Raw genomic sequence first — 12992 nt, forward strand, 5'->3', positions numbered from 1 at the left:
ACGCGCGCAGCGGATAATCGACCGGGTCTTGTCCCCTCTCCGAGCCAGACTCGCCATTCAGCCCAGCCGCCAGGAGGCCCCCGTGTCCCAAGACTCCTTCCAGACCCGCCGCACGCTCGACGTCGGCGGACGTTCGCTCACCTATTTCAGCCTGCCGGCACTGGGCGAACGGTTCGATATCGGCCGCCTGCCCTATTCCATGAAGATCCTGTTGGAAAACCTGTTGCGCCATGAGGACGGCGGCGTGACGGTCGGGCCCGAGCACATCGAGGCGGTCGCGAAGTGGGACTGCAAGGCCGAGCCGGATACCGAAATCGCCTTCATGCCCGCGCGTGTGGTGCTCCAGGACTTCACCGGCGTGCCCTGCGTGGTCGACCTGGCCGCGATGCGCGACGCGGTGACGAAGCTCGGCGGCAATCCGCGCCAGATCAATCCGCTGATCCCGTCCGAACTGGTGATCGACCACTCCGTCCAGGTCGACGTGTTCGGCACGCCCGACGCGCTTGACCTCAACGGCAAGATCGAATTCCAGCGCAACATGGAGCGCTACAGCTTCCTGCGCTGGGGCCAGAAGGCGTTCGACAACTTCAAGGTCGTGCCGCCGAACACCGGCATCGTCCACCAGGTGAACCTGGAGAACCTGGCGCGCGTGGTGGTCGAACGCGACGTCGACGGCGAGCAGCTCGCCTTCCCCGACACCGTCTTCGGTACCGACAGCCACACCACGATGATCAACGGCATCGGCGTGCTGGGCTGGGGCGTGGGCGGCATCGAGGCCGAAGCGGCGATGCTCGGCCAGCCCTCGTCGATGCTGATTCCGCAGGTGGTCGGCTTCAAGCTCACCGGCGCACTGCCGGAAGGCACGACCGCGACCGACCTGGTGCTCACCGTCACGCAGATGCTGCGCAAGCTGGGCGTCGTCGGCAAATTCGTCGAGTTCTTCGGCGACGGCCTGCAGCATCTGCCGCTGGCCGATCGCGCGACCATCGCCAACATGGCGCCCGAATACGGCGCGACCTGCGGCATCTTCCCGATCGACGCCGAATCGCTTAATTACCTGCGCCTGTCGGGCCGCAGCGACGCGCAGATCGCGCTGGTCGAGGCCTACGCGAAGGCGCAGGGCCTGTGGCACGAACCGGGCGCGCCGGAAGCGGCGTATTCGACGACGCTCGAACTCGACCTGGGCGACGTGAAGCCCTCGCTCGCCGGTCCGAAGCGCCCGCAGGACCGCGTGCTGCTGGTCGACGTGAAGCAGAACTACCGCGACAACCTCGGTCCGCTGACGGCCGGTCGCGACAAGCGCTCTCCCGACGTGGCCAATTTCGTCGCCGAAGGCGGCGGTGCGGCGGTCGGCAACGAATCGCTGCACAAGGGCATGGCCGACATCCGCATCAAGGACGAGAACGTGCGGCTGAAGGACGGCGCGGTAGTGATCGCCGCGATCACCTCGTGCACCAACACGTCCAATCCGGCGGTGATGCTGGGCGCGGGCCTGCTCGCGCGCAACGCGGCGAAGCTGGGCCTGAAGGCGAAGCCGTGGGTGAAGACCTCGCTCGGGCCGGGCTCGCTGGTGGTCACCGATTACCTGCGCAAGGCCGGCGTCCTCGACGATCTGGAAAAGCTCGGCTTCTTCGTCGTCGGCTACGGCTGCACGACGTGCATCGGCAATTCCGGCCCGCTGCCGACCGAAGTCAGCGCCGGGATCGCCGCGGGCGACCTCGTCGTCGCCTCCGTGCTGTCGGGCAACCGCAATTTCGAAGGCCGCGTGCATCCGGAAGTGAAGATGAACTACCTCGCCTCGCCGCCGCTGGTGGTGGCGTACGCGATCGCCGGCACGGTCGACATCGACCTGAGCCGCGAACCGCTCGGCAAGGGCGCCGACGGGCAGGATGTGTTCCTGCGCGACATCTGGCCGACGAACAAGGAAATCGGCGACGTCATCGCCGCCACCGTCGGGCCCGAGCTGTTCGCGCAGAACTACGCCGACGTGTTCAAGGGCGACACGCGCTGGAACACGATCGCTTCGCCGGAAGGCGAGTCGTTCGCGTGGGACGAAGCCTCGACCTATATCAAGAACCCGCCGTACTTCGACGGCATGAGCATGCAGGTGGGCACAATCGACGACATCCATGACGCGCGCGTGCTGGGGCTGTTCGGCGACTCGATCACCACCGACCACATCTCGCCGGCGGGCAACATCAAGAAGGATTCGCCGGCGGGTCGCTTCCTGATCTCGCGCGGCGTGCAGCCGGCGGACTTCAACAGCTACGGCAGCCGTCGCGGCAACGACGACGTGATGGTGCGCGGCACGTTCGCGAACATCCGCATCAAGAACCTGATGTTCGGCGGCGAGGAAGGCGGCAACACGCTGTACTTCGGCAAGGACGGCGCGGCGCCGGAAAAGCTGTCGATCTACGACGCGGCGATGAAGTACAAGGCCGACGGCGTGCCGCTGGTGGTGCTGGCCGGCAAGGAGTACGGCACCGGTTCCTCGCGCGACTGGGCCGCCAAGGGCACCAACCTGCTGGGCGTCAAGGCCGTGATCGCCGAGAGCTTCGAGCGCATCCACCGTTCCAACCTGGTCGGCATGGGTGTGCTGCCGCTGCTGTTCAAGGAAGGCGAGAACGCGCAGACGCTGGGGCTGGACGGCTCGGAAACCTTCAGCGTCACCGGCCTGCAGGATGGCGAATCCAAGCGCGCCACCGTCACTGCCACGCGCAAGGACGGCAGCACGGTTTCGTTCGAAGTGAAGGTGATGCTGCTGACGCCGAAGGAAGTCGAGTACTTCCGCCACGGCGGCATCCTGCATTACGTGCTGCGGCAGCTCGCCGCCAAGAAGTCGCTGTAACTCCGGAACGGCGGAAGCCGGCCCGCCGCTCACGCGGCGGGCGTTCAGAAGGACGCGCGGCAGTGCCGCGCAAGCCGTCCTTCTTTACCCACCACGGCGGCATCCTGCGTTACGTGCTGCGGCAGCTGGCAGCCAAGAAGGGTTGTAACCCACGCCTTTGTTTGAAGCCCCTCTCCCCATCGGGAGAGGGGTTGGGTGAGGGTCGGCGGAGTTTCCACGTCGACGCCGCCCGCTCCAATGATCAGCCCGCGCCTCGCGCTGGTCGGCGTGTAGACGCAGCCAAACGCTACAACCGCCCGACCCACTCCACGCTCGTCATCCGCCACTGGCCATCGACCTCGCGCCATCCGGTCGTGACGTCGTACAGCCTTGCCGTATCCGGCAGCAATTGGCCAGAACTGCCGGTCAGCGCTACGTTGAATCTCGCCGTCGCATGTCCGGGCGTCATGTCAATCGAGATCGGCCCCACGTTCGCGCCGATCGCGCCATGGCGAAGAAACATCAGCTGCGCCAGGCGGCGCGCACCATTGCGATCCAGCCCGCTGGGCCCGACGAAATCCTCGGCCAGCACCTCGTCCAGCGCCGCGGCATCCTTCGTTTCGATCGCCGCCTGGAGTTCGCCCATCGTTTCCCGCAGGCGCTTCTCCGGTGGGGTGCGCCCGCAGGCGACCGTCAGGAGCGCCAGGCATGCAGCCACGACCACGCCTATGAAAACCCGTCCCTTCCACATTCCAATCGTTCCCCTTCGCATCGCACGACCACTCCATCCTGCCACGGAGCGTCGGCGCCAAAACCACGCCGCACCGCGCCTTGCCAGTCCTCGCGCCCCATGCTCCAATCCAGAGAAACCGTACGGTGGAGCATCCATGGAATGCGACCGACGGGCCTGATCAACAGCGATGGAGAGGGGATCGCGATGAGTTTCGAACGTCCGTGGCTGGCACAGTACCCCGAGCGGGTTCCGGCCCAAATCGATGTGGATGAGTTTCCGTCCGTCGTCGCCGTGCTGGAAAGCGCCATCGAGAATTACCGCGACCGCCCTGCGTTCGCCAACCTCGGCAAGACCCTCACCTACGCCGAAATCGACCAGCTCAGCGCGCAGTTCGCCGCGTACCTGCTGGGCGAGTTGAAGCTCAAGAAGGGCGATCGCGTCGCGATCATGATGCCCAACTGCCTGCAGTACCCGATCGCCACGTTCGGCGTGCTGCGCGCAGGACTGACGGTGGTCAACACCAATCCGATGTACACCGCGCGCGAGCTGAAGCACCAGCTGGTGGATTCGGGCGCGAGCGTGATCTTCGTGCTCGACAACTTCGCGCACACCGTGCAGGAAGTGATCGCCGATACGCAGGTCAAGCAGGTGATCACGACCGGCCTGGGCGACATGCTCGGCTTCCCGAAGGGCGCGATCGTCAATTTCGTCCTGAAGTACGTCAAGAAGATGGTGCCGGAGTACGACCTGCCCGGCGCGATCCGCTTCCGCGACGCACTGGCGCTGGGCCAGCGGCACACGCTGCCGACGGTCGACATCGAACCGAACGACATCGCCTTCCTGCAGTACACCGGCGGCACCACGGGCGTGGCGAAGGGCGCGATGCTCACCCACCGCAACATGGTCGCCAACATGCAGCAGGCGGCCGCGTGGGTCGGCACGAACGTGCGCATGGGCGAAGAGGTGATCATCACCGCGCTGCCGCTGTACCACATCTTCGCGCTGACGGCGAACGGCCTGGTCTTCATGAAGTTCGGCGGCTTGAACCACATGATCACCAACCCGCGCGACATGAAGGCGTTCGTCAAGGAGCTCAAGAGCACGCGTTTCACCGCGATCACCGGCGTCAACACGCTCTTCAACGGCCTGCTCAACACGCCGGGCTTCGATGAAGTGGATTTCTCGGGATTGCACCTCACGCTGGGCGGCGGCATGGCCGTGCAGCGCTCGGTGGCCGAACGCTGGAAGCAGGTCACCGGCTCGACGCTGGTGGAAGCCTACGGCCTGACCGAATCGGCGCCGGCGGCGTGCATCAACCCGATGGACCTGGCCGACTACAACGGCGCCATCGGCCTGCCGATCCCGTCCACCGACGCCTGCGTCAAGGACGAAGCCGGCAACGCGCTGCCGCAGGGCGAAGTGGGCGAACTGTGCCTGCGTGGCCCGCAGGTCATGAAGGGCTACTGGAAGCGGCCGGAAGACACCGCGGCGGCGATCGACGCCGACGGATGGCTGCATACCGGCGACATGGCGCGCATGGACGAGAAGGGCTTTTTCTACATCGTCGACCGCAAGAAGGACATGATCCTGGTGTCGGGCTTCAACGTGTACCCGAACGAGGTCGAGGACGTCATCGCGATGATGCCGGGCGTGCTTGAAGTCGCGGCCGTCGGCGTTCCGGACGAGAAGTCCGGCGAGGCGGTCAAGGTCGTCATCGTCAAGAAGGACCCGGCGCTGACCGCCGAGCAGGTCAAGGCGCACGCGCGCGAGAACCTCACCGGCTACAAGCATCCACGCTACGTCGAATTCCGGACCGAGCTTCCGAAGACGAACGTCGGCAAGATCCTGCGACGCGAACTGCGGGACGCACCGGCAGCACGCTGAACCCATCCTGCCCGTTTGTCGGACGCTTCATGAAAGCCCCTCCCCTCGCGGAGGGGCTTTCTCTTTTGTCGAGTTTTCGCGGTGTAGCATCGCCCCGTGGGCAAAACTCCCCTGCCGCTCGCTGCCCACACCCTGCCTGCGGGCGGCGATGCCGAGGACCGCAACATGAGCACGATCGAGAAACTGCACCGCACGCGCGCCTACCCGACCCTGCGCGTCGAATCCGACCCCGCGGGTGACACGCACTGGATGTACATGCACAACGACCACACCCAGGGCGCGCGTCCGTGCTTCCGCACGGAACTCATGGACGACATGTGGAGCTTCCTCAACTCGATCACGCTGCGCGAGAACCAGCGCCAGAGCGGGCGCCTTCGCCATGTCGTGCTCGCATCCTCCGCGCCGCATGCGTTCAACCTCGGCGGCGACCTGCAACTGTTCTCGCAACTGATCCGCGCGAACGATCGCGAACATCTGCTCGCCTATGCGCGTCGTTGCGTCGAAGGCGTGCACCACTTCCATACCGGCCTGGGTGGCGACGTGCGCACCATCGCGCTCATCCAGGGCGATGCGCTGGGCGGCGGCCTGGAGCTCGCACTGTCGTGCCACACCATCGTCGCCGAGGAAGGCGCCGAGATGGGCTTGCCGGAGGTGCTGTTCGGCCTGTTCCCGGGCATGGGCGCGTATTCGTTCCTGTGCAAGCGCGTTACGCCGCAGCTCGCCGAGCGCCTGATCCTGGAAGGCACGATCGCGCCGGCCGAGGAATGGCACCGCATGGGCGTGGTCGACATCCTCGTGCCGAAGGGCGAAGGCGAAGCCGCCGTCAATGACGTGATCCGTCGCCAGCAGCGCGCCCCGCATGCGCACCTCGCGATGAACGCCGTTCGTGGCATCGGCCAGCCGGTCGGTTATGACGAGCTGATGGGCATCACCGAGGTATGGGTCGACACGGCGCTCGCGCTGGGCGACAAGGCGCTGCGGACGATGGAGCGCATCGTGAAGGCACAGGAGCGCCGTTCGGGAACGGAAGCGGCCGCCTGACGGCTGCCAGGGAAACCGGTTGACCGGAACACTCTGGCCCTGCAGGCAACACCGGCATCACGGGCAGGCAACATGGGGACGAACGGGCCGAACCTCCGGCCCGGGATCAGGGGGAGCGCTCGCCTTCGCCGCGCGCGGCACGCTGCCGTTCGCGGGCTTCGAGCGCCGCCCTGCCCTGCGTCAGCCGTTCCCGCAAGCGGGCCAGGTGTGATGCCCAGTCGCGCGCCAGCTGCCAGTCCGGCAGGCGCATCAACTCGCCGCTGATGGCGGCCAGCTTGATCAATCCCAGGTTGCTCGCCACGCCCTTGAGCGCGTGCGCCTGGTCGCGTGTGCGCTCCCAGTCGACGCGCTGCGCGCAGGCTTCGATCTGTTGCAGGCACTTTTCGGCGTCGATCAGGCACTGCGCGATGAACTCGCGCTCGAAGCCGGCGCCCATGCCGAGCGCGCCCAGTTCGTCCAGCACCGAGGGGTCGAAGTGGCTGTCGGTAGCCACCGCGACGCTGCGCGCGGGTGCGACCACCGTCGTGGCGACGCGCTGGTTCGCGGCGATGTCGGCCAGCGTGTCCAGCAGGCGCGTGGTCGACACGGGCTTGGACAGGAACGCCCGTGCGCCGGCCTGTTCGCAGGCCTGGATCGACTCCGTCGTGACGTCGGCGGAGAGGATCAGCACCGGCGTGCGTCGACCGCTGCCGGCTTCCATGACGCGCAGCTGGCGCAGCAGGTCCAGGCCGCTGACATCGGGCATGTGCAGGTCGGTGATGACCGCGTCGTAGTCCGACGTGGTCAGTGCGTTTAGCACTTCCTCGCCACCTTCGACGCAGAGCACGCGATGCCCCGCCTTCTGCAGCAGGCGCTGCAACACCATGCGGTTGGCGATGTGGTCGTCGGCAACGATGATCGAAAGGCTGCGTACCCGCGCGCGATGGCGCAGGAAGGGATCGGAGAACGCGATGACGTTCGGCGCGGTCTCGGGCTGCCCCTGCTCCGGCGCGGCCTGCTCTTCGGCCTGCGGAATGATCTCGGCGCGCTCGAACGGAAGCTCGACCCAGAAGCGGCTGCCGCCGCCTTCCACGGGCTCGTAGCCGATGCTGCCGCCCATGCCTTCGGCGAGCCCCTTCGCGATGGTGGTACCCAGACCCGTGCCGCCATAGCGCCGCGCCAGGCTTACGTCGGCCTGTTCAAAGGGCTTGAACAGGCGCTGGCGCATCGCGGCAGGAACGCCGATGCCGGTATCGGTCACGACGAAGCGCAGGCGCACACGTTCGGCGGTCGCATCGGCGACGCCCACATCCACGCGCACCGCGCCCTGATCGGTGAACTTCACCGCGTTGCCGGCGAGGTTGATCAGGATCTGGCGCACATGGCCGACGTCGCCGCGCAGGACCTCAGGCACGTCGCGCCCGATCGTGACCTCGTACTGGAGTTGCTTGGCGCGCACCTGCGGCTGAAGGATCAGGCTGATGGCATCCATCAGCTCGCGCGGGGTGAAATCGACGCGATCGAGCTTCAGCTTGCCGGCTTCGATCGCGGAGATGTCCAGCACGTCTTCGACCAGCGACAGCAGGCTGCGCGTGGATGCCTGGATCGTGCTCAGGCACTCGCGCTGCTCGTTGTCGAGCTTCGTCGTCGCGAGCAGCTCCGACATGCCCGCCAAGCCGTTGAGCGGCGTGCGGAACTCGTGGCTCATGTTCGCCAGGAAGCGGCTCTTCGCTTCGTTGGCGCGACGCGCCTCGTCGGTCGCCGTCGTGAGCGCCCGCAGCAGGCCGGAGAGATACAAGGGAATGGCGACCAGGCCAAGCAGCAGGCCCACACCCAGCACGCGGTTGGAGAGCCAGTATTCGTTGGACGCGACCACCGCGCCGAAACTGGCGAACGCCATCGCCACGGCACCATAGAGGTAGCCGTTGCCGAAGCGCAGGCCGTTGCCGATCGTGACCCACATCAGGATCACGTAGACCCAGGCCAGCGGCTCGCCGATGTGGATCATCGCCGCGGCCATCAGGCCGTAGTCGGAGATCATGCCGATGATGCGGCGCAGGTGCGACTTGCGCGGCCGCCACAGGATCCAGGCGATCAGGAACGCACCGACCACGAAGCCGGTTTCCACCATCTTCAGGACGTTGACGTATTCCTTCGACGGCAATGCACCGGTTGCGCCGCGCACGAGCATGTAGACCAGCACGACGGAAAGCACCGCCAGGCGCACGAAGGCTTGACCATGCTCACTGTCCGGGCGCCGCGAAAGTTCCTTTTTCAGATGGCGCAGCAGGTTCAACATCGCGGCTCACTCCAGGCCGGGACGCGCTGATACCGTCGAGAACCGGTTGCAGATGTCCTCAAGCCGCTCGCGGCTGCGGATCAGCGCGTCGACGCAGCGCGGATCGAACAACCGACCACGCTGCGCGTAGAGATAACCCAGCGCCGCGTCCACGTCCCAGGCCTTCTTGTACGGGCGGGGCGAGATCAGCGCATCGAATACGTCGGCAACCGCGACGATCCTGGCTTCCAACGGGATTTCCTCCCCGCGCAGGCCATCGGGATACCCACTGCCGTCGTAGCGTTCGTGATGGCGCAGCGCGATCAGAGCGCCGGCCTGGATGAAGCGGTTCTGGCTGCCGCTGAGCAGTTCATAGCCGATGCGCGGATGACGGCGCATGACCGCGGTCTCGTCTTCCGACAGCGGGCCGGCCTTCATCAGCACCGCATCGGGAATGGCGATCTTGCCGATGTCGTGCAGCGGCGCGGCCATTTCGATGACGCGGACTTCGTCCTCGAACATGCCCAACTGCTCGGCGATCAGGCCAGCGATGTGCGCCATTCGTTCCAGGTAGGCGCTGGTGCCGGCGTCGCGATACTCGATCGCGCGCGCCAGTCGCGAGAGCGTTTCGCGCTCGCGCTCTTCCACCTCGTGCATGCTCGAAAGCAGACGCTGCTCGAGCGAGAGCGCGCGTTGCTTCACGTTTTCCGATTGCTGGCGCAGCTGCAGGAGGTTGCGGCAGCGGGCGCGCAGTTCGCGCGGACGGACCGGTTTGACCAGGAAGTCGATGACGCCCGCTTCCAGGGCGGCCTGGCGGATCGGCTCGTCGCCGACCACCGTCACCAGGATGATCGGGATGTCGCGGTGAAGCGGGAGGCGGCGGAATCGGCGGGCGAACTCCAGCCCGTCCAGCGCCGGCATACGGTAGTCCAGCAGGAGCAGGTCGGGCTGGTTCGATTCGCACCAGCCCAGTGCGGCCTCGGGGTCACCAAAATCGGACACATGCAGCTCGGACGAGATGTCCTCGATGATGTGGCGCAGCATCGTGCGCGCTGAGGTTTGGTCATCGACGATGACGACGTTCACATCCGGGTTCCGTAGGAGCCGCCACCCCCTGTGGTGGCCAGTGAGAGGAGCATACCCCGGGCCGGCGGCGCCCGCAGCCGGGAAACGACCCGACTTGATATGGGAATCGGCTGAGGTGTGCGTCAGCTTTAGCTGCGCTTCACCACGATGTGCCGTCGCTCACTGAGCCGGGGCCACCGATCCGCCGTCCAGTCATGCGCGCTCCGGCTCCCACCCCACGCGCGTGGCCCGCGGGACGCCGAACCCCGCCCGCCTGTCTCAACCGGCTTCCGGACGCATGTAGGGGAACAGCAGCACGTCGCGGATCGAGGCCGAGCCGGTCATCAGCATCACCAGACGGTCGATGCCGATGCCCAGGCCGCCCGTGGGCGGCAGGCCGACTTCCAGGGCGCGGATGTAGTCGGCGTCGAAGTGCATCGCCTCGTCGTCCCCGCCCTCCTTCGCCGCGACCTGCGCGCGGAAGCGCTCGGCCTGGTCTTCCGGATCGTTCAGCTCGGAGAAGCCGTTGGCCAGCTCCTTGCCGTTGACGAACAACTCGAAGCGGTCGGTGATGCCCTTCTCGCTGTCGCTTTCACGCGCCAGCGGCGAGACCTCGACGGGGTAATGGGTGATGAAGGTCGGCTGCACGAGCTGGTGCTCGGCGGTCTTCTCGAAGATTTCCAGGAGCAGCTTGCCCCAGCCATACCCGGACTTCACCGGCACCTTCAGGCGTTCGCAATGGCGTACGAGCGCGTCGCGATCGGTGCAGTCGGCAGGGGAAATCTCCGGGTTGTAGTGGCGCACCGCCTCGTCCAGGCGCCAGCGGCGGAACGCCGGCCCCAGGTCGATGTCGGCGCCGTCCCAATGCGTCTGGGTGGTACCGAGCACCTGCACGGCGACGTCGCGGATCAGGCCTTCGGTCAGGTCCATGATCTCGGTGTACGTGGCGTAGGCCTCGTACAGTTCGAGCATCGTGAATTCCGGGTTGTGGCGCGTGGACACGCCTTCGTTGCGGAAGTTGCGGTTGATCTCGTACACCCGCTCCAGGCCGCCGACGACCAGACGCTTGAGGTACAGCTCCGGCGCCACGCGCAGGAACAGTTCCAGGTCGAGCGCATTGTGATGCGTGACGAACGGCTTGGCCGCGGCGCCGCCGGGGATGTAATGCATCATCGGCGTTTCCACTTCCAGGAAACGGCGGGCGTCCAGCCATGCACGCATCGCGCGGATGATCTTGCTGCGCTTGACGAACACCTCGCGCGCCTCGGGCGAGACGATCAGGTCGACATAACGCTGACGATAGCGCTGCTCGACGTCCGCCAGGCCGTGGAACTTGTCCGGCAGCGGACGCAGCGACTTGGTCAGCAGGCGCAGCACGTCGGCCTTTACCGATAGCTCGCCCGTCTTGGTGCGCGTGAGCGTGCCCTGCGCGCCGACGATGTCGCCGACGTCCCAGCCCTTGAACGCGTCGTAGACCTCGCCGAGCACGTTCGCCTGCAGGAACAGCTGGATGCGTCCGGATTCGTCCTGGATCTGCACGAAGCTGGCCTTGCCCATCACGCGCTTGAGCAGGATCCGGCCGGCGATGGCGACGCGCTGGCCCTTGGCTTCGAGCGCCTCGGCGGTCCACGTTTCGGCGTCGGCGAACTGCGTTTGCAGATCGCCGGCGTATTCGTCGCGACGGAAATCGTTCGGAAAGGCGATGCCGCCCTCACCGCGCAGCGCCGTGAGTTTGGCGCGACGCTCGGCGATCAGGAAGTTCTCGTCGGCGGGCGTGGCGGTGGCGGGCGTGTGGTCGGTCATCGGTCGGAAAAATCGGAAGGAATGGAGCGGAGGTGTTCGGGGACGGCGCGCGGCGCGCCGTCATCCCCTCGACAGCGGGCCCCAGTTTCTTGGCTCCCGCGTTCAAATGCAAAAGTCGCAGGATGCCCGCTTTCGCGGGCATGGCGATCCAGGTCCGATCGGCGCGATCAGACCGCGTCGGCGCGTTTCGAACCGGCCTCCAGGCCGGATTTCAGGCTCGCCTCGACGAATTCGTCCAGGTCGCCGTCGAGGACCTTCTGCGTGTCGCTGCGTTCGATGCCCGTGCGCAGGTCCTTGATGCGGCTCTGGTCGAGCACGTAGTTGCGGATCTGGCTGCCCCAGCCGATGTCGGACTTGGTCGCTTCCACGGCATCGCGCTCGGCGTTGCGCTTCTGGATTTCCAGCTCGTACAACTTCGCCGCGAGCATCTTCATCGCGCGGTCGCGGTTGGCGTGCTGGCTGCGCTCGGTCTGGCACGCCACCACGATTCCCGACGGCACGTGAGTGATGCGCACCGCGGACTCGGTCTTGTTCACGTGCTGGCCGCCCGCGCCCGAAGAGCGGTACACGTCGGTCTTCAGGTCCGCCGGATTGATCTCGATGTCGATCTTGTCGTCAACCTCCGGCGAAACGAACACGGAAGTGAAGCTCGTGTGCCGACGGTTGTCCGAATCGAACGGCGACTTGCGCACCAGGCGGTGCACGCCGGTTTCGGTCTTGAGCCAGCCGTAGGCGAAATCGCCCTCGACGCGGAAGGTCGCCGACTTGATGCCGGCGACATCGCCGCCGCTGACTTCCATCAGCTCGGCCTTCCAGCCGCGCGACTCGGCCCAGCGCAGGTACATGCGCAGCAGGATTTCGGCCCAGTCCTGCGCCTCGGTGCCGCCCGCGCCGGCCTGGATGTCGACGAACGCATTGGTGCCGTCCATCTTGCCGGAGAACATGCGCTGGAATTCGAGCTTCTCGACGTCCTTCGCGTAACGCTCGACGTCGTCCACCACGGCCTGCGCGGTGCCTTCGTCGTCCTCCATCTCGGCCAGTTCGAGCAGTTCGCCCGCGCCGACGAGGCCATCGGTGAGGTCGCGGATGCCGCCGACCACCTTGTCCAGCGAGGAGCGCTCACGGCCCAGCGACTGGGCGCGTTCGGCGTCGTTCCAGACGTCCGGGCTTTCCAGTTCGCGGTTTACTTCTTCAAGACGTTCGACCTTGCGGTCGTAGTCAAAGATACCCCCTGAGCGCATCCAGCCGACCGGTGAGGTCGGCGATGCGCTGGCGGACGGGATTGAGCTCGATCATGTCCGTTTCGAATCGCGATGGTGAACCGCCGATTCTAACAAACGCGCTCGCCCGCCGCTGGTCCGCAGGCGGGCGATTGCCGCCAG

Annotated in this window: 8 protein-coding genes; 3 read left to right on the top strand and 5 right to left on the bottom strand. The window is 66.4% G+C overall.

What is annotated here, in order from left to right; translation table 11 throughout:
• Positions 1-82 precede the first annotated feature (82 nt).
• Complete coding sequence (gene acnA, locus ABIE51_RS11535; protein ID WP_192630841.1) at positions 83-2848, top strand: aconitate hydratase AcnA; 2766 nt, start codon at positions 83-85, stop codon at positions 2846-2848.
• A gap of 286 nt (positions 2849-3134) precedes the next feature.
• On the opposite strand, the gene ABIE51_RS11540 is transcribed toward acnA, so the two are convergent.
• Positions 3135-3545: a nuclear transport factor 2 family protein gene (locus ABIE51_RS11540; RefSeq protein ID WP_354504118.1), complete on the bottom strand. Its 411-nt coding sequence runs from the start codon at positions 3543-3545 to the stop codon at positions 3135-3137.
• Between the two features lie 219 nt (positions 3546-3764).
• On the opposite strand from ABIE51_RS11540, the gene ABIE51_RS11545 reads away from it, so the two are divergent.
• A complete protein-coding gene (locus ABIE51_RS11545) occupies positions 3765-5444 on the top strand; it encodes a long-chain fatty acid--CoA ligase (protein ID WP_192630843.1) in 1680 nt (559 codons plus the stop codon).
• A 165-nt stretch (positions 5445-5609) separates the two neighbouring features.
• Complete coding sequence (locus ABIE51_RS11550) at positions 5610-6485, top strand: crotonase/enoyl-CoA hydratase family protein (protein WP_157031688.1); 876 nt, start codon at positions 5610-5612, stop codon at positions 6483-6485.
• A gap of 106 nt (positions 6486-6591) precedes the next feature.
• On the opposite strand, the gene ABIE51_RS11555 is transcribed toward ABIE51_RS11550, so the two are convergent.
• The 4 genes from ABIE51_RS11555 to prfB all read right to left on the bottom strand — a co-directional run bounded on the left by ABIE51_RS11555 (position 6592) and on the right by prfB (position 12906).
• A complete protein-coding gene (locus ABIE51_RS11555; protein ID WP_192630844.1) occupies positions 6592-8763 on the bottom strand; it encodes a response regulator in 2172 nt (723 codons plus the stop codon).
• 6 nt (positions 8764-8769) lie between these two features.
• The gene (gene rpfG / locus ABIE51_RS11560) at positions 8770-9828 is read right to left on the bottom strand and encodes a cyclic di-GMP phosphodiesterase response regulator RpfG (RefSeq protein WP_115841527.1); all 1059 of its coding nucleotides are present in this window, start codon (positions 9826-9828) and stop codon (positions 8770-8772) included.
• Positions 9829-10086: 258 nt separating this feature from the next.
• Positions 10087-11610, bottom strand: coding sequence for a lysine--tRNA ligase (gene lysS / locus ABIE51_RS11565; protein WP_192630845.1), 1524 nt, complete (start codon positions 11608-11610; stop codon positions 10087-10089).
• 167 nt (positions 11611-11777) lie between these two features.
• Positions 11778-12906, bottom strand: a protein-coding gene (gene prfB, locus ABIE51_RS11570; RefSeq protein ID WP_192630846.1) for a peptide chain release factor 2 whose coding sequence is annotated in 2 segments (ribosomal slippage) — positions 11778-12830 and positions 12832-12906 — 1128 coding nt in all. Because the reading frame shifts where the segments join, the coding sequence is not laid out codon by codon here.
• Between the last annotated feature and the right edge of the window lie 86 nt (positions 12907-12992).

The organism is Lysobacter sp. OAE881 (genome assembly GCF_040546665.1).
Classification (GTDB): Bacteria; Pseudomonadota; Gammaproteobacteria; order Xanthomonadales; family Xanthomonadaceae; genus Lysobacter_J; species Lysobacter_J soli.

Coding starts and splice junctions, on each gene's coding strand:
- ABIE51_RS11555 (WP_192630844.1), bottom strand. CDS start 8,763: ATGTTGAACCTGCTGCGCCATCTGAAAAAGGAACTTTCGCGGCGCCCG.
- ABIE51_RS11545 (WP_192630843.1), top strand. CDS start 3,765: ATGAGTTTCGAACGTCCGTGGCTGGCACAGTACCCCGAGCGGGTTCCG.
- lysS (WP_192630845.1), bottom strand. CDS start 11,610: ATGACCGACCACACGCCCGCCACCGCCACGCCCGCCGACGAGAACTTC.
- ABIE51_RS11550 (WP_157031688.1), top strand. CDS start 5,610: ATGAGCACGATCGAGAAACTGCACCGCACGCGCGCCTACCCGACCCTG.